The 19,451-nt window shown below is 68.4% G+C and carries 23 protein-coding genes; 5 read left to right on the top strand and 18 right to left on the bottom strand.

Features of this window, described 5'->3' with window-relative positions; translation table 11 throughout:
- Positions 1 to 3 precede the first annotated feature (3 nt).
- The 11 genes from ACIQF0_RS41140 to ACIQF0_RS41090 form a co-directional block, all read right to left on the bottom strand.
- Positions 4 to 705, bottom strand: a complete 702-nt coding sequence (locus ACIQF0_RS41140) for a TIGR03943 family putative permease subunit (RefSeq protein ID WP_401039284.1) — start codon at positions 703 to 705, stop codon at positions 4 to 6.
- Positions 702 to 1,712, bottom strand: coding sequence for a permease (locus ACIQF0_RS41135; RefSeq protein WP_401039281.1), 1,011 nt, complete (start codon positions 1,710 to 1,712; stop codon positions 702 to 704). Before ACIQF0_RS41135 ends, ACIQF0_RS41140 begins: the two co-directional genes overlap by 4 nt.
- Positions 1,709 to 2,140 (bottom strand): hypothetical protein, encoded by a 432-nt coding sequence (locus ACIQF0_RS41130; protein ID WP_360041925.1) that lies wholly within the window; start codon positions 2,138 to 2,140, stop codon positions 1,709 to 1,711. Before ACIQF0_RS41130 ends, ACIQF0_RS41135 begins: the two co-directional genes overlap by 4 nt.
- Positions 2,141 to 2,163: 23 nt before the next feature.
- Positions 2,164 to 2,562 (bottom strand): YbjN domain-containing protein, encoded by a 399-nt coding sequence (locus ACIQF0_RS41125; RefSeq protein ID WP_189159908.1) that lies wholly within the window; start codon positions 2,560 to 2,562, stop codon positions 2,164 to 2,166.
- Entirely contained in the window at positions 2,559 to 3,383 is an 825-nt protein-coding gene (locus ACIQF0_RS41120; RefSeq protein WP_401039654.1) for an isoprenyl transferase, read from the bottom strand. The genes ACIQF0_RS41125 and ACIQF0_RS41120 overlap by 4 nt, the downstream gene beginning before the upstream one ends.
- Before the next feature lie 68 nt (positions 3,384 to 3,451).
- Positions 3,452 to 4,204, bottom strand: a complete 753-nt coding sequence (gene recO, locus ACIQF0_RS41115) for a DNA repair protein RecO (protein ID WP_401039279.1) — start codon at positions 4,202 to 4,204, stop codon at positions 3,452 to 3,454.
- Between the two features lie 13 nt (positions 4,205 to 4,217).
- Positions 4,218 to 5,114, bottom strand: a complete 897-nt coding sequence (gene era, locus ACIQF0_RS41110; protein ID WP_401039276.1) for a GTPase Era — start codon at positions 5,112 to 5,114, stop codon at positions 4,218 to 4,220.
- 44 nt (positions 5,115 to 5,158) lie between these two features.
- Entirely contained in the window at positions 5,159 to 5,491 is a 333-nt protein-coding gene (locus ACIQF0_RS41105) for a cytidine deaminase (RefSeq protein ID WP_360041917.1), read from the bottom strand.
- On the bottom strand, positions 5,484 to 6,770 hold the full coding sequence (locus ACIQF0_RS41100; protein WP_360041914.1) for a hemolysin family protein: 1,287 nt from the start codon (positions 6,768 to 6,770) through the stop codon (positions 5,484 to 5,486). Before ACIQF0_RS41100 ends, ACIQF0_RS41105 begins: the two co-directional genes overlap by 8 nt.
- Positions 6,771 to 6,774: 4 nt before the next feature.
- Positions 6,775 to 7,320: an rRNA maturation RNase YbeY gene (gene ybeY / locus ACIQF0_RS41095; RefSeq protein ID WP_189159903.1), complete on the bottom strand. Its 546-nt coding sequence runs from the start codon at positions 7,318 to 7,320 to the stop codon at positions 6,775 to 6,777.
- Between the two features lie 5 nt (positions 7,321 to 7,325).
- A complete protein-coding gene (locus tag ACIQF0_RS41090; protein ID WP_401039271.1) occupies positions 7,326 to 8,375 on the bottom strand; it encodes a PhoH family protein in 1,050 nt (349 codons plus the stop codon).
- Between the two features lie 102 nt (positions 8,376 to 8,477).
- On the opposite strand from ACIQF0_RS41090, the gene ACIQF0_RS41085 reads away from it, so the two are divergent.
- Together ACIQF0_RS41085 and ACIQF0_RS41080 are read left to right on the top strand one after the other, a co-directional pair.
- The gene (locus ACIQF0_RS41085; protein WP_401039269.1) at positions 8,478 to 9,269 is read left to right on the top strand and encodes a GNAT family N-acetyltransferase; all 792 of its coding nucleotides are present in this window, start codon (positions 8,478 to 8,480) and stop codon (positions 9,267 to 9,269) included.
- 14 nt (positions 9,270 to 9,283) lie between these two features.
- On the top strand, positions 9,284 to 10,066 hold the full coding sequence (locus tag ACIQF0_RS41080) for a GNAT family N-acetyltransferase (RefSeq protein ID WP_401039266.1): 783 nt from the start codon (positions 9,284 to 9,286) through the stop codon (positions 10,064 to 10,066).
- Here ACIQF0_RS41080 and ACIQF0_RS41075 read toward each other — a convergent pair.
- From ACIQF0_RS41075 to hrcA, 6 genes are all read right to left on the bottom strand, one after another.
- A complete protein-coding gene (locus ACIQF0_RS41075; protein ID WP_360041902.1) occupies positions 10,063 to 10,380 on the bottom strand; it encodes a histidine triad nucleotide-binding protein in 318 nt (105 codons plus the stop codon). The two genes, ACIQF0_RS41080 and ACIQF0_RS41075, sit on opposite strands and share 4 nt — an antisense overlap.
- Positions 10,381 to 10,388: 8 nt before the next feature.
- Complete coding sequence (locus ACIQF0_RS41070; protein WP_401039263.1) at positions 10,389 to 10,979, bottom strand: TetR/AcrR family transcriptional regulator; 591 nt, start codon at positions 10,977 to 10,979, stop codon at positions 10,389 to 10,391.
- Between the two features lie 9 nt (positions 10,980 to 10,988).
- A complete protein-coding gene (locus ACIQF0_RS41065) occupies positions 10,989 to 11,645 on the bottom strand; it encodes an alpha/beta hydrolase family protein (RefSeq protein WP_401039260.1) in 657 nt (218 codons plus the stop codon).
- A gap of 522 nt (positions 11,646 to 12,167) precedes the next feature.
- On the bottom strand, positions 12,168 to 12,899 hold the full coding sequence (locus ACIQF0_RS41060; protein WP_401039257.1) for a 16S rRNA (uracil(1498)-N(3))-methyltransferase: 732 nt from the start codon (positions 12,897 to 12,899) through the stop codon (positions 12,168 to 12,170).
- Positions 12,896 to 14,044: a molecular chaperone DnaJ gene (gene dnaJ, locus ACIQF0_RS41055; protein ID WP_360042466.1), complete on the bottom strand. Its 1,149-nt coding sequence runs from the start codon at positions 14,042 to 14,044 to the stop codon at positions 12,896 to 12,898. The genes ACIQF0_RS41060 and dnaJ overlap by 4 nt, the downstream gene beginning before the upstream one ends.
- Before the next feature lie 43 nt (positions 14,045 to 14,087).
- Positions 14,088 to 15,110: a heat-inducible transcriptional repressor HrcA gene (hrcA, locus tag ACIQF0_RS41050; protein ID WP_360041891.1), complete on the bottom strand. Its 1,023-nt coding sequence runs from the start codon at positions 15,108 to 15,110 to the stop codon at positions 14,088 to 14,090.
- Between the two features lie 153 nt (positions 15,111 to 15,263).
- Here hrcA and ACIQF0_RS41045 point away from each other — a divergent pair, with 153 nt between their 5' ends.
- Together ACIQF0_RS41045 and ACIQF0_RS41040 are read left to right on the top strand one after the other, a co-directional pair.
- Positions 15,264 to 17,753 carry a DUF262 domain-containing protein gene (locus ACIQF0_RS41045; protein ID WP_401039255.1) on the top strand — a complete coding sequence of 830 codons (2,490 nt, stop codon included), beginning with the start codon at positions 15,264 to 15,266 and terminating at the stop codon, positions 17,751 to 17,753.
- Positions 17,754 to 17,762: 9 nt separating this feature from the next.
- On the top strand, positions 17,763 to 17,957 hold the full coding sequence (locus tag ACIQF0_RS41040; RefSeq protein WP_360041888.1) for a hypothetical protein: 195 nt from the start codon (positions 17,763 to 17,765) through the stop codon (positions 17,955 to 17,957).
- On the opposite strand, the gene hemW is transcribed toward ACIQF0_RS41040, so the two are convergent.
- On the bottom strand, positions 17,958 to 19,166 hold the full coding sequence (gene hemW, locus ACIQF0_RS41035; protein WP_401039251.1) for a radical SAM family heme chaperone HemW: 1,209 nt from the start codon (positions 19,164 to 19,166) through the stop codon (positions 17,958 to 17,960).
- A 47-nt stretch (positions 19,167 to 19,213) separates the two neighbouring features.
- Between hemW and ACIQF0_RS41030 the strand changes: the two genes are divergently transcribed.
- Entirely contained in the window at positions 19,214 to 19,423 is a 210-nt protein-coding gene (locus ACIQF0_RS41030) for a putative leader peptide (protein ID WP_401039248.1), read from the top strand.
- The last annotated feature ends 28 nt before the right edge of the window (positions 19,424 to 19,451 follow it).

Here is a 19,451-nt window from a genome sequence, read left to right as displayed (position 1 = left end):
GGCTTACGACTCGTAGGGTTCGACCGGCTCGGCCACGGGCGTGAACGACTCCACGGTGAAGCTCGGCACCCAGGAGTTCTTCTCGTTCGCCGACTTCGGCACGACCTTCCCGGTCACCTCGACCCACTGCTCGTCGGGCAGCGCGGGCACGTCCCCGGTCACCCGCACCTTCAACGGACGGGCGTCGGCGGCGCAGCACGAGATCGCGAGCCGCGCGACGTACGTGTCGCCGTCCGCGCGCAGCAGGAACCCGGTCAGCTTGACCCGGCGGCCGTCCAGGGTGCCGGACTCGTCCCACGCCGTGCGCGTGACGAACTCCGTCATGGACAACGGGATCACGTCCCCGGACGGCAGTTCGCCCAGCAGGTTGCGGGAGCGCTGCGTCTGGTTCGTGTCGGCGGCCGAGTTGACGACGTCGCCGCCCAGCGCCGGAGGCGAGATCAGGAACACCGCGAGCACCGGCAACAGCATCAGCCACGTCGAGCGCGACGAGTGCGAGTGCTCGTGGCCGTCGTCGGCTGCCTTGCCGCGGCGGATGTCGCGGATGATCGCGAACAGCGCGAGGCCGATCATGGTCACGCCGGCCGCGATCAGCAGTGGCAGCAGGCTCTTCTGCACGTACCTGAGGTAGAGCCCGGAGAAGCTGATCTTCAGCAGCGCGCCGCCGAGCAGCACCAGCAGGATGTTCTGGGTTTCCCGCCTCACAGCAGCACCACTCCTGTCACGACGGCGCACAGGATCGCCACCACGAAGGTGGCCGGTGCGAAGCGGAAGGCGAAGGACTTGCCGAACGCACCTGCCTGCAGCGCGATCAGCTTCACGTCGACGGCCGGGCCGACGACGAGGAACACCAGGCGCGGCAACAGCGGCAGCGCGGAGAACGCGACGGCCACGAACGCGTCGGCCTCCGAGCACAGCGCCAGGATGACGGCCAGGAAGGCCATCACGATCACACCGAGCACGATCTGGCCGCCCAGCGTCTGCATCCACGCGACGGGCACGAACGTCTTGAACGTCGCCGCGAACAGCCCGCCCAGCACGAGGAACCCGCCAGCGTCCACGAGGTCGTGCCGCGCGCTCTCGGCGAAGACGGCCCACTTGTTCTGACCCGAGTGGTCCCCAAGACGTGCCAGCGCACGTTCGGCGATCCACTCCATCTTGCCGAAGCGCACCCACAACCAGCCCATGACCATCGCGGTCAGCAACGAGCCGACGAACCGCGCCACGACCATCATCGGGGTGTCGTTGAACGCGACGGCGGTCGACACCAGCACGATCGGGTTCACCGCGGGCGCGGCCAGCAGGAACGTCAGCGCCACGGCCGGGGCGACGCCCTGCTGCATGAGCCTCTTGGCCACCGGCACCGAGGCGCACTCGCAGCCCGGCAGGGCGATGCCCGCGACACCGGCCACGGGCACGGCCAGCGCCGTCTTCGAAGGCAGCAACTTCCGCAGTGCCGAGGCCGGCACGAACGCCGCGATGGCGCCCGAGATCAGCACGCCCAGCACGAGGAACGGCATCGCCTGCACGCAGATCGCCACGAACACGGTCGAGGCCGTGCGCAGCTTCGGCACGTCGAGAAGATCGACGAGCCTGGACTGGAAGAGCAGTGCGAGAACGAGGATCCCGCACAGCACCTCCAACGACGTGATCTTCAGCCGAGGCGGGCCCGAGCGCCGCTTCGACGAGCGGATCTCGCCGGTGATCGTCATTCCGCGTCCGCGTCCAGGTCCAGCAGGCGGCGGTACTGGCGCGCCATGCCCTCGCGGATCTCCTCGGGCGAGGGCGGCTCGTCGAACTCCGCCTCCTCCTCTTCGAGATCGTCGTCGTCGAAGTCGACGGGAGTGCCGTTGACGGTCTCCTCGGCGTCGGCCTCTTCTTCGAGAGCGGCCTCGCGGAGCTCCTCGATCGTGGCGGTGACGTCGTCGGCCGACAGGGCGGGCAGCATCGGCTTCACGATGGCCAGCACACCGCCCTCGGCGTCGTCGAGCGCCACTGCCTCGGCCAGCGCGACGGCGTGGTCACGCTCGTACGGGCCGCAGATGAACGAGTCCCAGTCGTCGCCGCCCGAGGGCTCGAACGTGACGGTCCACGGGAACTCGTTGACGTCCGAGTCCTCTTCCGGCTCGTAAATGATCACGCCACCCATGGAAGGGTCCTTTCTCAAGAAAACCGGGAGAGGAGCTCGCCGCGCACCTGCGACGCGGTCGAGACGACCAACATGAGGAGCGTGCTCAGCGGTTCTGGCTTGAGGCCGTCCGCCGGGAACGCGTAGCGCAGCATCACGTCGGTGCCGCGTTCGGAATGAATCACGCCGAGCGTGCCGAACAGGCCTTGACCAGCGCGTTCAGCGACCCACCCAGCGGCCTCGGCCGGCAGGTCCCACGCGACGACGACCGTCAACGAGAGGACCGTGAGTCCTTCGGCCAGTTCCATGCCTTGCACCGCGCACGGCACGTCTCCGTGGCGGAAGCTCAGCGCGCCGTCGTCGTCCACGGAGACGTCGTGGAACAGCTCCAACGCCTTGCGTGCGGCCTCCAGGGCCTCACCGCTCGCGTTCACGACGACGCCACCTCCTCACCGGGCTTGTCGACGGCACCGCCGAAGCGACGGTCGCGGTCCGCGAACTTCTCGCAGGCGCGCCACAGGTCGCGGCGGTCGAAATCGGGCCAGAGGATGTCCTGGTAGACCATCTCGGCGTACGCGGACTGCCACAGCAGGAAGTTCGAGATGCGCTGCTCACCGGACGGCCTGATGAACAGGTCGACGTCCGGCATCTCCGGCTTGTACAGGTACTTCGCGAGGGTGCGCTCGTCGACCTTGTCCGGGTTGATCTTCCCGGCGGCGACCAGGCGCGCGACCTCCCTGGCGGCGTCGCCGATCTCCGCGCGGCCGCCGTAGTTCACGCACATCACGAGGTTCAGCACGGTGTTCTCGGCCGTGCGGACCTCGGCCTCCTGCAGCTGCTTGATGACGCTGCCCCACAGTCGAGGCGAGCGGCCGGCCCAGTGGATGCGGACACCCATCTCGTCCAGCTCGTCGGTGCGGCGGGCGATCACGTCGCGGTTGAAGTTCATCAGGAAGCGCACCTCTTCGGGGCTGCGCTTCCAGTTCTCGGTGGAGAAGGCGTACAGCGAAAGCCACTTCACGCCCAGCTCGATGGAGCCCTTCGCGACGTCGAGCACGACCTGCTCGCCGCGTTTGTGGCCCTCCACCCGCGACAGTCCGCGCTGGTTCGCCCAACGGCCGTTGCCGTCCATCACGATCGCGATGTGCTTGGGCACCAGATCGGCCGGGATGTCCGGAGGCGTCGCACCGGACTCGTGCGGCTCCGGCGGGCGCGGTACGCGCTTCTCACGCTCAGAGCGGCGACGACGCAGCATGAGGCTGGGCATCCTTTCGAACGTGCGCGATTGTGCTTGATTTCTGGCGATTGTCGGTACGAGCCACATTAGCCGTCGGCCGGCTGCGCCTTTCGCTCGACCAGAGGCAACGACCTGAGCTGCCGTTCGAGGTGCCACTGCAGATGCGCCGCCACCAGGCCACTCGCGTCGCGGCGGGCGATGTGCGGAATCTCGTCGACCACGTTCCACTGGCCGTGCAGCAGCGCGGAGAGCAACGCCAGCGTGTCCTGGGAGGGCGACGAGGAGCCGGCCGGACGGCAGGTCGGGCAGCAGGAGCCACCGGCCTGGACGCTGAACGCCCGGTGCGGACCGGGATTGCCGCACTTCGCGCACTCGTTGACCGCGGGCGCCCACCCCGCGAACGCCATCGCACGCATGAGGAACGCGTCCAGCAGCAGCGACGGGTCGCGCTCCCCCGTCGACAACGCCTTCAACGCCCCGGCCACAAGCATGTAGAGCCGCAGGACCGGCTCGCCCTCTTCGGCCGACAGGCGGTCCGCGGTCTCGGCGATCGCGCACGCCGCGGTGTAGCGCTGGTAGTCCTTCACGATCCCCACGCCGAACGCGTCCAGCGTCTGCACCTGCGTGATGATGTCGAGCGTTCTGCCGGGGTAGAACTGAACGTCGACGTGGCAGAACGGCTCGAGCCGGGCGCCGAACTTCGACGACGTCTTGCGCACGCCCTTGGCCACGGCGCGGAGCTTGCCGTGCCGCTGGGTCAGGAAGGTGATGATCCGGTCCGCTTCACCGAGCTTCTGCACGCGAAGCACGACTCCGGTGTCGCGGTACAGGTTCGCCATCAGATTCCCATCGTCAGAAACCCAGGCGGCGCAACTGCTTCGGGTCCCGCTGCCAGTCCTTGGCGATCTTGATGTGCAGGTCGAGGTAGACGCGCGAGCCGAGCAGCGCCTCGATCTGCTTGCGGGCGGCCATGCCGACCTGCTTGAGCCGCTCGCCCCGGTGGCCCAGGATGATCGCCTTCTGCGACGACCGCTCCACGAACACGAACGCGTGAATGTCGATCAGGTCCTTGCGGCCCTCGCGGACCTGCATCTCCTCGACCACGACGGCGATGGAGTGCGGCAGCTCGTCACGAACGCCTTCCAGCGCGGCCTCGCGGATGAGCTCGGCGACCAGCGTCTGCTCGGGCTCGTCGGTCAGGTCGCCGTCCGGGAACAGCTGCGGGCCCTCGGGCAGCTTCTTGAGCAGCAGGTCGCTCAGCTCGTCGACCTGGAAGCCGTCGACGGCGGACACCGGGATGATCTCGGCGAACTCCATGACCTTCTGCAGCGCGAGCAGCTGTTCCATCACCTGCTGCTGCGACACCAGGTCGGTCTTGGTGACGATGCCGACGACGGGCGTGCGCTTGGCGACCTTCTCCAGCTCGGCGGCGATGAACTTGTCACCAGGGCCGACCTTCTGGTCCGCGGGCACGCAGAAGCCGACGACGTCGACCTCCGACCACGTCTCGCGCACCAGGTCGTTGAGCCGCTGGCCCAGCAACGTCCGCGGCCGGTGCAGACCGGGGGTGTCGACCAGCACGAGCTGGCCGTCCTCGCGGTGCACGATGCCGCGGATCGTGTGGCGCGTGGTCTGCGGCTTGCTGGACGTGATGGCGACCTTCGTGCCCACCAGCGCGTTCGTCAGCGTCGACTTCCCTGCGTTCGGGCGGCCGACGAAGCACGCGAACCCGGAGCGGTAACCATCCATCCGTCCATTGTCCCTCTTGCTGGTTATGGCCGTTCGCGGGGCGTCTAGAACTGCTTGCGCAGTTCACCCGAGGTGTTCGCGAGAAGCACCGGACCGGAGGACGTCAGGTCGCGCACGGCGGCCAGCGACTCGCCGTCCACCCGGTTCTCCTCGGAGACGACCGCCGCCGCCTCCAGCCCTTCCGCGCCGCTCGACACGGCGGCCGCGACGGCGGCCTGCAGCGCGGTGAGCTTCAGCGACGGCAACGAGACCGTGGACGCGTTGTAGGTGCGGCCGTCGAGGTCCCGCACCGCCGCGCCTTCCGCGGCACCGTTGCGCGCGCGGACGGACCGCGCGAGGGTGATCAGCTTGGCGTTCTCCGGATCGACGTCAGTCATCCTCGTTCTCCTTCTGCGCGGGACGTACGAGCACCGTCGTGACCCGGATGCGGCCGCGTTCGTCCTTGCCGCCCTCCGCCCGCATGCGCAGGCCGGCGATCTCGGCCTCGGTACCGGGCAGCGGCACGCGCCCGAGCCGTTGCGCGAGCAGGCCGCCGACGGTCTCGACCTCGTGGTCGTCGAGCTCGGTGCCGAACAACGCGTCCAGGTCGTCCACCGGCAGGCGCGCGCTGACCCGCACCGCGCCGTCCTCCAGGTGTTCGACCGGCGGGCGGTCGTCGGTGTCGGACTCGTCGGTGATCTCGCCGACGATCTCCTCGAGGATGTCCTCGATGGTCAGCAGGCCGGCGGTGCCGCCGTACTCGTCCACGACGATCGCCATGTGCCGGCGCGACACCTGCATCTCGCGCAGCAGGTCCGCGATGGGCTTCGAGTCCGGGATGAAGCTCATCGGGCGCATCAGCTCGGAGACGCTCTTCGGGTCCTCGCCCTCGGCGAGGGTGGCTCGCATCAGGTCCTTGAGGTTCACCACGCCGAGCACGTCGTCGACGCTCTCGCCGATCACCGGGACGCGGGTGTAGCCGGTGCGCAACGACAGCGCGAGCGCCTGCCGCAGCGACTTGGACTGCTCGATCCACACGATCTCGGTGCGCGGCACCATGACCTCGCGCGTGATGGTGTCGCCCAGCTCGAACACCGAGTGGATCATCTCGCGCTCGCCCTCGTCCACGACGCCGCGTTCCTGCGCCATGTCGACCAGCTCGCGCAGCTCGACCTCGGAGCTGAACGGCCCCTCGCGGAAGCCCTTGCCGGGCGTGATGGCGTTACCGATGAGGATCAGGAGCTTGGACAGCGGCCCGAGCACGCGCCCGAGCTGCCGGACGGTGCCCGCGGCGAGCAGGCTCACGGCGTACGGGTGCTGACGGCCGAGGGTGCGCGGTCCGACCCCGACGAGCACGTACGACACGATGAGCATGCTCAGGCAGGCGTACAGGACGGCCAGCCAGGCCTGTGCCACGTAGTCGAGGAACACCGTCGTGACCAGCACGGCTGCCGACATCTCGCAGGCCAGGCGCAGCAGCAACAGCAGGTTGACGTGCCGCGGCCGGTCGTTGAGGACGTGCAGCAACTGCCCGGTGCCCCAGCGACCCTGCCGTTGCAGGGCCTCCACCCGTGCGCGTGACACGGTGCCGAGAGCGGCATCCACGCACGCGAACAGTCCGGCGGCGAGCACGAGCAGAACGGCCAGCACGATCACACTGGCAGGGTTCGCGGTCATCGCGTCAGGCTTCTTCGTTCTTCTCGTCCAGGCCGACCGCGCCGAGCACCTTGTCGTCGGTGCTGCGCTGGTGAGCGGCCCGCTCGGCGTCGTCCCGCGCGGTGCGGAAGTCGCCGAGGATGCGGTTCTGCAACGTGAACATCTCACGTTCCTCCGCGGGCTCGGCGTGGTCGTAGCCGAGCAGGTGCAGCACGCCGTGCACGGTCAGCAGGTGCAGCTCGTCCAGCAGGCCGTGGCCCGCCTTCTTGGCCTGGTCCTTGGCGAACGCGGGGCACAGCACGATGTCCCCGAGCAGCGCGGGGCCGAGGCCTGCGGCGTCGGGGCGGCGCGCGGAGTCCAGCTCGTCCATGGGGAAGGCCATGACGTCCGTCGGACCCGGCAGGTCCATCCAGCGCTCGTGCAGGTCGGCCATCACGTCCAGCTCCACGAGCAGGACGGACAACTCGGCCAGCGGGCTCACGCCCATGCGGTCCAGCGCGAAGCGGGCGGCGGAGACGATGGATCCTTCGTCGACTCCGACACCCGACTCGTTGGCGATCTCGATGCTCACGGCGCCTATCGTCCCCGGCGCTGGTTCCCCCGGCGTGCACCGGGTCCGTGGTGTTGCCCGTTCTGGTCGATCAGGTCCTGCTGGACCTGCCACTTGTCGTACGCGTCCACGATGTCGCCGACCAGGCGGTGACGCACCACGTCCTGGCTGGTCAACGTCGAGAAGTGCATGTCCTCGACGCCTTCGAGGATGTCCCTGACGACTCGCAGACCGCTGCGCTGGCCACCGGGGAGGTCGACCTGGGTGATGTCACCCGTGACGACCACCTTCGAGCCGAAGCCCAGGCGGGTGAGGAACATCTTCATCTGCTCGGGCGTCGTGTTCTGCGCCTCGTCGAGGATGATGAACGCGTCATTAAGCGTCCTACCGCGCATGTACGCGAGAGGCGCGACCTCGATCGTGCCCGCCTGCATGAGCCGCGGGATCGCCTCCGGGTCCATCATGTCGTGCAGCGCGTCGTAGAGCGGGCGCAGGTACGGGTCGATCTTCTCGTTCAACGTGCCCGGCAGGTAGCCCAGGCGCTCGCCCGCCTCGACGGCCGGGCGGGTGAGGACGATCCGGTTGACCTGCTTGGCCTGCAGCGCCTGCACGGCCTTGGCCACGGCGAGGTACGTCTTGCCGGTGCCGGCGGGGCCGATGCCGAACACGATCGTGTTCTTGTCGATCGCGTCAACGTAGTGCTTCTGGTTCAGCGTCTTCGGCCTGATCGTGCGGCCGCGGCGGCTGACGATGTCGAGGCTCAGCACCTCGGCGGGCGACTCGACGTCGTTCGCGCTGAGCATCGTGATGATGCGGCGGACGCTGTTCTTGTCGATCGGCTGACCGCGGCCGGCGAGGGTGATGAGCTCGGAGAAGACGCGCTCGGCGAAGGCCACGTCGGCGGGGGCGCCGGACAAGGTGATCTCGTTCCCGCGCACGTGCACGTCGGCGTCGAGCAGTTCCTCCGCGAGCCGGAGGTTCTCATCGCGCGACCCGAGCAGCGTGAGCACCGCACCTTCCGGCACGGCGAACCGGGACTGACCTTCCTTGTTGCTCTGCTGTGTTTCGTCGGCCACGTGGCCCCGGCCTGCTTCCTGTCGCTCGGATCTGGTGCCGTCGATGCTAGTCCGGCCGAAAATGGGTGGCTAGCGCATTGCTCACGGTGTGTGCTCAGGGTCGTGGAGATCCGCAGGCTTGGTGTCGACGACATACCCGAGTGCATGAAGCTGATCACGGACCGGGGTTGGAGCTGGACGCCCGCGCAGTGGGAGATGATGCTCGCCCTCGGTCCGGGGTTCGGCGCCTTCGACGGGGCCGCGCTGCTCGGCACGGCGTTGACGACGCCGTATCCCGAGATGCAGGCGATCAGCGGCGTGCTGGTCGCGTCCTGGGCCGGTCGCAGAGGAATCGGCACCCGGCTGATGGCCAGTACATTGGATATCAGTCCCTCCGTTCTGTACGCGACGGCGATGGGCGAACCGCTCTACGCGAGGCTCGGCTTTCACTCCGTCGGGGAAACCACCGACTTCCACGGCGTGTTCACGGGCGCGGCCCCCGGTGTGACGCGGGAGGCCACTCCCGCCGACACGGCGACGCTCGCGGAGCTGGATCGCGAGGTCAGCGGCTACACCCGGCCGGCGCTCTGGGAACGACTGCTCGACCCGTCGACGCCGTACGCGGTCCTGATGTCGGACTCCGGCGTGATCGCCACCCGCCCCAATCCCGAAGGCGTCACGATCGGCCCGCTGATCGCCCCGTCCGCCTCGGCCGCGTGCGAGCTGATCGCGGACCTGGCGTCCGGCTCCGGCCGGGTCCGGGTGGACACCGACAACGCGGAGGTGGGCGCTTTCCTGCTGGGGCAGGGCTTTGAGCAACGCACAGGCGGTTGCAAGTTGATGGTGCGAGGCGCCGCCGACGTACCGGGCGATCGCTCGCGTTACTTCGCGCCCGCCTCGCACGCGCTCGGATGACTGGGGGCTTTCCGGTGGAACTACGACGACTCGAACTGGACGACCTCCCCGCGTGCTCCGACCTGGCCGAGAGCCGGTCGTGGCCGCGCGAGGAGAAGAAATGGGAGTTCCTGCTCACGCACGGCGAGGGCTGGGGGCTGTTCGACGAGCACGGCCTCGTCGGCACGACGATCGTGACGCGCTATCCGGAACTGGCGTCGATCAGCATGGTGCTGATCGCGGAACGCGCCGCGCGCCAGGGCCACGGCAAGCGACTGGTGTCCCATGTGTTGGACACGGGTGTGTCGACGTTGTTCGCGACGTCGATGGGCCGCCCGCTCTACGAACAGCTCGGCTTCCACGCCGTGGGCTTCACCGACATCCACGCGGGCGTGTTCACGGGACCGGCAGCTGATATATCGCACATCGCCACGGCCGCTGACCTCGACGACCTCGTCGCGCTCGACGTCAAGGTCACCGGTCTGACGCGGCCGTTCCTGTGGGAGTCGTTGCTCGTCAGGGGGTCCGTCAGGGTCTCCGATCACGGCATCGCCGGGTCGCTCCGCGTGAGCGACGACCTGCTGCTGATCGGACCGGTGATCGCGGACTCCCCCGCCGACGCGTGCGCGCTCATCGCCGACTCGGCCGCCGGCAACGGCCGTGTGCGGGTGGACGTGCACGATCCCGCAGTGATCGCGTTCGTGCGGGAACACGGCATGGAGTCGTGGGGTGAGGCCACCTGGATGGTCCGCAACGCCGAACAACTCCCAGGCGACCGCACCCGCTACCACGCGCCGCTGCTCCAAGCGATCGGCTAGAGACGCTGGCCGCCCAGCAGGTGCAGGTGGGCGTGGAAGACCTCCTGCCCGCTGTCCGGCCCGGTGTTGAACAGCAGGCGGTATCCCGATTCGGCCACGCCCTCGGCGTCGGCGACCTCGCGCGCGGCGGCGAAGAGGTCGCCGAGCTGGTCGCCGTTCAGGTCGACGGCGTTCGGCACGTGCTCGCGCGGAATGAGCAGCACGTGCACGGGCGCCTTGGGCTGGATGTCGCGGAACGCCAGCGTCGTCTTGGTCTCGTGCACGATCGTCGCGGGAATCTCACCGGCGACGATCCGGCAGAACAAACAGGACATGCCCCAAGCTAAGCGAACAGCCGGTCCAGTTGCTCGTCGACGGCCTCGACCATGTCGTCGACCGTGAGCTCGTCGGGCCCGAGCCCGTGGTGGATGTTGAGCCCGTCGATCAGCACCATGAACCGTCGCGCGGCCTTCATCGGCACGACGCCGTCCCGCAGCTCCCCGGCTTCCTGCGAGGCGACGAGAACGCGTGCGATCTCGGCGTACAACTCACGCGTGCCGAGGCGTTCCAGCTCGTGCAGCGACGGCTCCACCATCGCCCGCGGCAGGAACGACAACAGCACCGCGGCCTCGACCCGGCGATCGTCGTCCATCGCCAGCATCTCGTGCGCGAAGGACCGCAGCACCTCCCGGTTGCCGGCCGAGGTGTCGATCTTCTCCAGCCGCGCGATGAACCGCCGGTACGCGAGCTCCATCGCGAACCCCAGCAAGGCGTCCTGCGTCGGGAAGTAGTGGCGCAGGGACCCGCTCGACCACCCGGACTCGGCCGCGACGGCGCGCACGGAAGCGTGGTCTATCCCGTCCCGCCGCACGATGCGCCACACGGCCTCGGCGAGTTCGCGGCGGCGTTCCTCATGGTCGACAACCTTGGGCACCGCCCATTTTTAGCAGCCGCGCGCAAGCCGCCCGACAGCCACGCGGCACCTCTCCCACGCCTCGGTGCCCGGCGTGATCACGTCCATGTGCCCGGCCCCTTCCACCACGACGAGTTCCGCCTGCGGCTCCACCGCGCAGAACCCGGCGGACTGCTCGAGCGGAACGTCCTCGTCCTGATCACCGTGCACGCACACCACCGGCTTGCCGATGGGAACCAACGCGACCGGCGAGGCCTCCGCGAACTGCTCCTCGGTGCACAACTCCAACGCCCGCGGCGTGATGTGCCGCGTGAAGTCCAGCACCGCCGCCTGGGCCACCGCTCCGACCACTCGCGGACTGTGCTTGGCCGCCCACACAGCGAGGTGGCCTCCAGCACTGTGTCCGAGCGTCACGACGGGCCCGATGTCGACGGCGTCAATGGCGGCGAGGACGTCCTCACCGGTCTGCGGCCACCCACCGCCACCACTCACTCGCCGGTACTCGATGTTCCACACGGCGAATCCTTCGGCGACGAGCACGTCCGCAAGGGGCCGGCCGAGTTCCAAGCCGTAGCGCTGATGCCAAAAACCACCGTGAATGACGACAACAGCACCCTGAGCAACACCGTCAGGAAGGTAAAGCTCGCCGAACTGACTGGGATGGTCACCGTAAGCAATTCGCTGCACACGCAGAACTTACGTCAAGGCCAATAAATAACGAAGAAGACACAACAACAGACAGCGACTGCCAGATAAGAAGACCTTCTCGATACGCCCGACAAGCTACCGAGCCTGACGCCGGACAAGCCGCGAGCCCAATGCACCTGATGGGCCACCCAACGCCGAAGGCGAGGTGGCTGGGGGTCCGGGGGCGTGCCCCCGGCGTGGGGCTTGGGGGCTCGGCCCCCAAAAGATACGCAAACTTCGCTGGGAGGCGAGGCGCCGCCAGGCGCCGAGCAACCAATGCGAAAGAAGTTTGGAGGCGCCTCGCGGTCCGAAGCCTGGGGGTCGCTTCGCCGCGAGGCGCCGACGCCGGACCGAGGGGGGAGGTGTCCGGCGAGTCTTTTGGTCAGAAGGTCTAATCGTCTACTCCGTTTCCGGATAGACCAATCAGCCCCTCTGGAAACCAGGGTAACCCCATGGGCCTGGGATTCGCTACAACTTCCGTCAAGCCAATCCATCCGATGTTCATCTCAGGAGTGATCGGGGTCACCACCGAGCAGTGCGCACCCCAATGGCACCAAGAGCAACCGCCGCGGCGGTAGATGCACGCAGAACAGTTGGGCCCAATCGGACGATCCGCGCACCCGAAGATCGCAGTGCCTCGAGTTCCTCGGGCGTGATTCCGCCTTCGGGACCCACGACGAGCAGCACGTCCCCGGAATCGGGCAGCGGGACGTCGGCAAGCCGTTCGGTCGCGCTCTCGTGCAACACGAGCGTCAACGCGGACGACGACACGCGATGAGAAAGCTGAGTCGTGCTCACGGGTTCGTCGACCGCCGGCACGCGCGAACGGCGGGCCTGCTTCGCCGCCTCGCGCACCGTGGATCGCCAGCGCCCCAACGCTTTCGCGCCGCGCGGACCGTCCTCCCACTTGGTGATGCACCGAGCGGCGCGCCACGGCACCACACCGTCCACTCCGGCCTCGGTGGCGAGTTCGACCGCGAGTTCGCCGCGGTCGCCCTTCACCAATGCCTGGGCGAGCACGACGCGCGGCGCCGGTTCGGGCTCCACCCAGCGCTCGACCACGCGCAACGCCAGGGCGTCCTTCTCCACCGCCGTCACGGAACAGCGCACCTGGGCGCCGGATCCGTCCGACAGCACGAGTTCCTCGCCCACGCGCAGACGCTTCACCGTCGCGGCGTGGCGGCCTTCCGGGCCGTCCAGCACGAACTCCTCGCCCGCCGGCAACGACGAGACGAGGAAGACGGGCAGCGTCACCGGTTGCCGCGCGAGGCACGCAGGCGGGAGAACAGTCCGCCGCCGCCCTTGCCGTTGTGCGACAGGGAGGGCTCGTTCTCGCCGCGCAGATCGGCGAGATCGCGCAGCAACGCGGACTGGGCGGCGTCGAGCTTGGTCGGCACCAGGACCTCGAGGTGCACGTGCAGGTCGCCGCGGCCGTCGACGCGGCCGGTGGACCGCAGCTTCGGCATGCCGCGGCCCGTCATGACGAGCTGCGTGTTCGGCTGCGTACCGGGGTCGATCTGCAGTTCTTCCTCGCCGTCCAGGGTCTTCAACGGCAACGTGGCGCCCAGGGCGGCCGTCGTCATCGGGATCTGGACGATGCAGTGCAGGTCGGCGCCGTCACGTTCGAAGATCTCGTGCGGGTGCTCCTCGACCTCGACGTAGAGGTCGCCGGCCGGGCCGCCGCCGGGGCCGACCTCGCCCTGGCCCGCGAGGCGCACGCGCATGCCCTCGGCGACGCCGGCGGGGATGTTCACGGAGATCGTGCGACGCGACCGCGTGCGGCCGTCACCGGCGCACTGCTGGCACGGGTCGGGGATGACCTCGCCGTAGCCGCGGCACACCGGGCACGGACGCGACGTGACGACCTGGCCGAGGAACGAGCGCTGCACGGACTGGACCTCGCCACGGCCGTGGCAGGTGTCGCACTGGACCGGCTTGGAGTTGTTCTGGGTGCCCGCGCCGTGGCAGCGGTCGCACAGGATCGCCGTGTCGACGGTCAGCTCACGGGTGGCGCCCGCCGCGCACTCCTCCAGCGTCATGTCGAGCCGGATGAGCGCGTCGGAGCCCGGCTGCACGCGGCTGCGCGGACCACGGCCGCCACCGGTGGAGGCGCCGAAGAACGCGTCCATGATGTCGCCGAGGCCGAAGCCGGAGAACGGGTCTCCGCCAGGACGGCCACCGCCGCCCGAGTCGAGCGGGTCGCCTCCCAGGTCGACGACGCGGCGCTTCTCGGGGTTCGACAACACCTCGTAGGCGGCCGTCACCTCCTTGAAGCGGGCCTCCTCGTTGGGATTGACGTCCGGGTGCAGCTGCCTCGCGAGCTTGCGATAGGCGCGCTTGATCTCATCCTGCGTCGCGTCCTGCGAGACACCGAGGATGCCGTAGTAATCCCTGGCCACCTTGTTCGCTTTCATCTTCATCAACTACTGCAAGTACGTGTGGTCAACGACCGGTCAGGATCTCACCGACGTAGTTGGCGACCGCGCGGACGGCCGCCATGGTTCCGGGGTAGTCCATGCGCGTCGGTCCGACGACACCCAGGCCCCCGAGCGGGTTGTCACGGCTGCCGTAGCCGATGGACACCACGGAAGTGCTGTGCATCTCCACGGCCTCGTTCTCCTCGCCGATGCGCACCAGCACGCGACCGGGGTCGCGGGAGGCGGCGAGCAGCTTGAGCACGACGACCTGCTCCTCCAACGCCTCCAGCACCTGCCGGAGCGAGCCGGGGAAGTCGGTGATGTTGCGCGTGAGGTTCGCGGTACCGCCGAGCACGAGCCGTTCCTCTGGGTGCTCCACCAGCGTCTCGATGAGCACAGTAGCGACTCGCAGCATCGGGTCGCGCAGGTTCGGCGGAACCTCCTCCGGCAGTTCGGCGACCTTGGCCGACGCTTCCGCCAGCCGCTGCCCCGCCATCGCCTGGTTGAGCACACCGCGCAACTGCGCCGTGTGCTCCTCGCTGATCACGTCCCCGAGCTCGACGATCCGCTGGTCGACGCGGCCGGTGTCGGTGATGAGCACCAGCATCAGCCGCGACGGCGTGATCGGCAGCACCTCCAGGTGACGCACGGCCGCACGCGACAGCGTCGGCACCTGGATCACCGCCACCTGCCTGGTCAGCTGCGCGAGCAACCGCACACTGCGACGCATCACGTCGTCGAGGTCGATCGCCCCGTCGAGGAAACTGCGGATCGCCCGCTTCTCGGCCTGCGAGAGCGGCTTGATCTCGCTCAGCTTGTCGACGAAGAGCCGATAGCCCTTGTCCGTCGGCACGCGCCCGGCACTGGTGTGCGGCTGGGCGATGTACCCGTCGTCCTCCAGCGCGGCCATGTCGTTGCGCACGGTCGCGCTCGACACACCCAGGTTGTGCCGCTCGACCAGGGCTTTCGACCCGACGGGCTCCTGGTTGGACACGTAGTCGGCGACGATGGCGCGCAGCACCTCGAACCGACGCTCATCGGCGTTCATCGCTGTTCACCTCCGTGTCCACTACTCCCGAGTTTACCCAGCCGGATTCGGGCCTGGTGCCCGCTCTGAACCCAGGCGCGGCCCGCTGGGGCCGTTCGAGTGATAAGGAGCCGAAAGAACCCGACAACGGCCCCTCGCGAATAGCGTGCGTGGGTGGTCACCGCGAACGAAACGACACTTCAGCATCTGCTGGAAGGCTCGAAGCAGTACCGGGTTCCGCTGTACCAGCGGACGTACTCCTGGGAGAAGAAGCAACTCTCGCAGCTCTGGAACGACATCGTCGGGCTGGCAGAGGACCGGGTCACTCAGCAGTCGGCCACTCACTTCATCGGCTCGGTCGTCCTCGCGCCGAGCCCCGGCAACGGCCCAACCGGCGTGCCGCAGTTCCTGGTGGTCGACGGCCAGCAACGACTCACCACGCTCACATTGCTGTTGTGCGCCATCCGCGACCACCGCGCCACCCATGAGGACCCGATCCACCGCGGCCGGATGAACGACCTCTACCTGACGAACCCCTACAAGCCGGAGGCGCAGCGACTCAAAGTCCTGCCGACGCAGACCGACCGCGAGGCCTACCAGGCGTGCATCGATTCGACACCGCACGCAGGTGGACGCGACGGCATCGGCACCGCCTACCGGTTCTTCGCGGCGAAGCTCGTCGAACTGGACGACCCCGACGACCCGTTCGACATCGAGCGACTCGAAGACGCCGTGATCAGCGGCCTGGCACTGGTGTCGATCACCACCAACCACGGCGACAACGCCCACCGCATCTTCGAGTCGCTGAACAACACCGGGGCGGCCCTCACACAAGCCGACCTGTTGCGCAACTACCTGTTCATGCGCCTGCAGACTCGCGGCGAGCAGGTCTACCAGTCACTCTGGCTACCATTGCAGGACCAGCTGGGGACCCCCAAGAACCTCGAACTGCTCTTCTGGCTGGATCTCGTCCAGCGCGACGCGCGGATCAAGCAGGCCGACACCTACGCGGGTCAGCAGGCTCGCCTCGACCGGCTGAACGGCGAGGAGGCCATCGAGGCAGAGGTGGCCAGGCTGTGCGGCCTGGGGGCACTGCTCCACACGATCCTCAACCCGGAGACCGAGTCCCACGCGAGCGTGCGCACCAGGCTCCAGCGTCTCAAGGAATGGGGTACCACAACGGTTTACCCACTACTGCTGCACCTGCTCGACCGACGGCGGCAGGGCATCGCTACGTCAGACGAGATCGCCTCGGCGATGCTGTACGTCGAGAGCTTCTTCGTCCGACGCCAGGTCACCGGTCGTGCGACCGCCGGTGTCAACCGGATCTTGCTTCAGGTCGTGACCGAGATCGACCGCACGCGCCCCGTTGACCAAGAGGTGCACGCCTACCTGTCGACCGGCCGCAAGCACTACGCCGACGACGACCAGATCCGCACCCTCGTCGGTACGGTTCGCTACTACGAGCACGGCAGAGCGGCCCAGCGCACGTCGATCCTGCGCTGGCTGGAGGCGGAACACGGCAGCAAGGAACCAGTCGACCTCACTTCGCTGACCATCGAGCACGTCATGCCGCAGTCCTCGACGGACGAGTGGGAACGCGCCGTCAGCTCGGACCTGCAACCCGGCGAGACCTACGAGCAGGTGCACGAGGAGCTCAAGCACACACTCGGCAACCTGACCCTGACCGGCTACAACTCGGAACTGAGCAACAGCGCGTTCGACGTGAAGAGGGCACAGCTGGCGAAGAGCGGCTTGGTGATGAACCAGGACATCGCCGCCCGGACCGAGTGGGGCCGTCCTCAGATCCTTGCCCGTGCGAACGCGTTGGCAGAGCGGATCATCGCCACGTGGCCCGGTCCGCCGAACGGCCGGAGTCCGGTCCCGAACGTCGCGTGGAACCTGATGAACTCGGCGCTGGCGGCCTTGCCGGCGGGATCGTGGACGACCTTCAGCGAGATCGCGGCGATGATCGACATCGATTCCTCCGCAGTTGTCGACCGCCTCACCACCACTGCGGCACCCAACGCGCACCGCGTGCTCCCGGCAGGTGGCGTTGTACCCCCTGGTTCCGTCGACCTCCTGCGGTCCGAGGGAGTGGAGGTCGACGAGCACGGGCGTGCGTCCCTCGACCAGCGCACCTCGTTCGAGGAACTCGCCCAGCTGATCGGCCTGGACCTGGAACCCGAAGGCGACCCCTCCGAGGAGTTGCTGCCCGACCGGTTCTTCCTCCAACTGAACGAAAAGCAGGACGACGACACCGTGACTGCGGTCTTGGAGATCCTGGACAGGTGGGACGAACTCGGTGGCACTTTCGGGTACGGCGATGGCCGCGACACGTCGTGTTTCCTCTTTTCACGCGAGAAGGATGACGAGCGCGGCAACATCTGGCCGCTCACGCTCTACCCGAGTGGCAGGGTCGAGGTGGTGTTCCAGCACCTGCTCGTCCGGCCGCCGTTCGACCAGACCGAATTGCGCGAGGAACTGCGGGGGCGGCTGAACAAGGCGCCCGGCGTCGACATCGCCGCCGACAAGATCGACAAGCGACCGAGCTTTCCGTTCAGGGTGCTCCTCGATCCGGTGGCGCGCACTGTCGTGCTGGATACCTTGAAGTGGTTCCACGAGCAGGCTCGCTCGACGGTTTTTGTCGGTGGCGGTCGCTAGGGTCCAAACGTGGACAACGTGGTGTGGCTGCGGCCACCCGGCAGACCATGCCTGGTGCTCAGCGACGACGAGTGGTGGAGGGGCTCGGTTGTCTGGGAGACGGCCCGCAGGGAGGACGGGCTCTGGTGGGGCACGGTGACGTACGACAAAGAAGGCCAGGAGATCACCGAGGTGCGCAGTCAGCACGACCTGCGCGCCCGCTGATCACGGCAGCAGGCGCCTGACCACGGCGTCGGCCAGCAGGCGGCCTCGGTCGGTCAGCACGCAGCGGTCGTCGTGCGGCTCCAGCAGCCCGTCGGCGATCGCCTGCTTGGCCTCTTCGCGGCCGGCGTCGTCCAGCACGTCCACCGGAAGCCCTGATGCCAGGCGCAGTTCCAGCAGCACGCGCTCGACGCGCTGGTCCTCGGCGGACAACAGCTCGCGGCCGGCGGCAGGCGACAGACCTTCCGCGAGCAGGGACGAGTAGCGGGCCGGGTGCTTCACGTTCCAGAAGCGGACGCCGCCGACGTGGCTGTGCGCGCCTGGGCCGAAGCCCCACCAGTCCGCGCCCTTCCAGTACAGGACGTTGTGCCGGCACTGGGCCTCCACGGAGGTCGCCCAGTTCGACACCTCGTACCAGGCGAAGCCGGCGCCGCTCAGCACCGAGTCGACCATCTCGTACGACGAGGCGAGCACGTCGTCGTCCGGCATGGGCAGGTCGCCCCGGCGAATGCGGCGGGCCAGGCCCGTGCCGTCCTCCACGATCAACGCGTAGGCGGACACGTGGTCGACGCCCGCGGCCAGCACCGCGTCCAGCGACGAGGCCAGGTCCGCGGGGCGCTCCCCCGGCGTGCCGTAGATCAGGTCCAGGTTCACGTGCTCGAACCCGGCCGCCCGTGCCTCCAGAGCGGCTTCGCCTGGACGGCCGGGGGTGTGCTTGCGGTCCAGCACGGCCAGAACGTGCCGGGCCGCGGACTGCATGCCCAACGACACGCGCGTGTAGCCGGCCGAACGGATGCCGGAGAAGAACTCCGCCGACGTCGACTCCGGGTTCGACTCCGTCGTCACCTCGGCGCCGGGTGCCAGGCCGAACGACTGCCGCACCGCGTCCAGCACGTCGGAAAGCCCCGAAGCGCCCAGCAAAGAGGGCGTACCGCCACCGACGAACACGGTTTCGGCCATGGGAGCGGTCCCGAGAACGGACGCGGCCAGGTCCAGTTCGCGGCGCAGGCCCTCCAGCCACGACTCGGGCGAGGCGGAGGAACCCAGCTCGCCGGGCGTGTAGGTGTTGAAGTCGCAGTAACCGCAGCGGGTCGCGCAGAACGGCACGTGCACGTAGATGCCGAACGGCCGGGAACCGACACCGGCGAGAGCGGAAGGGGGAAGCGAACCGTCAGCGGGCGCGGGCTCGCCTTCGGGCAGAGCGGAAGGCATGACTCCCAGTGTCCCCTACAGCCCGAACGGCGGTGCACAGCCAGGCGATGTATCTGTCGGTGACAGAGATATCACGGAGTGAAACCAGCCTAGGATGTCAACTTCCCCTCGTCAATCCCAGCATTCGGTTGTTGGTGGACCAGGTACTGGACGCGGGGCACACTGGGGACATGCATTCGACTGGAGTCCGCCTCGTGGCCCGCCGCCACGTCGACTTCCGTCGTGTCTCCAGCGCGATGTGCCGTCGTTCGGCCTGACCGCGCGCTGATTTGTTCCCGTCGGCGC

It is taken from the genome of Lentzea sp. NPDC092896, assembly GCF_044754905.1.
In the GTDB taxonomy this organism is placed as follows: Bacteria; Actinomycetota; Actinomycetes; order Mycobacteriales; family Pseudonocardiaceae; genus Lentzea.
The sequence above is the reverse complement of the archived record's forward strand: the minus strand, read 5'-3'. Positions and strand labels throughout refer to the sequence as shown.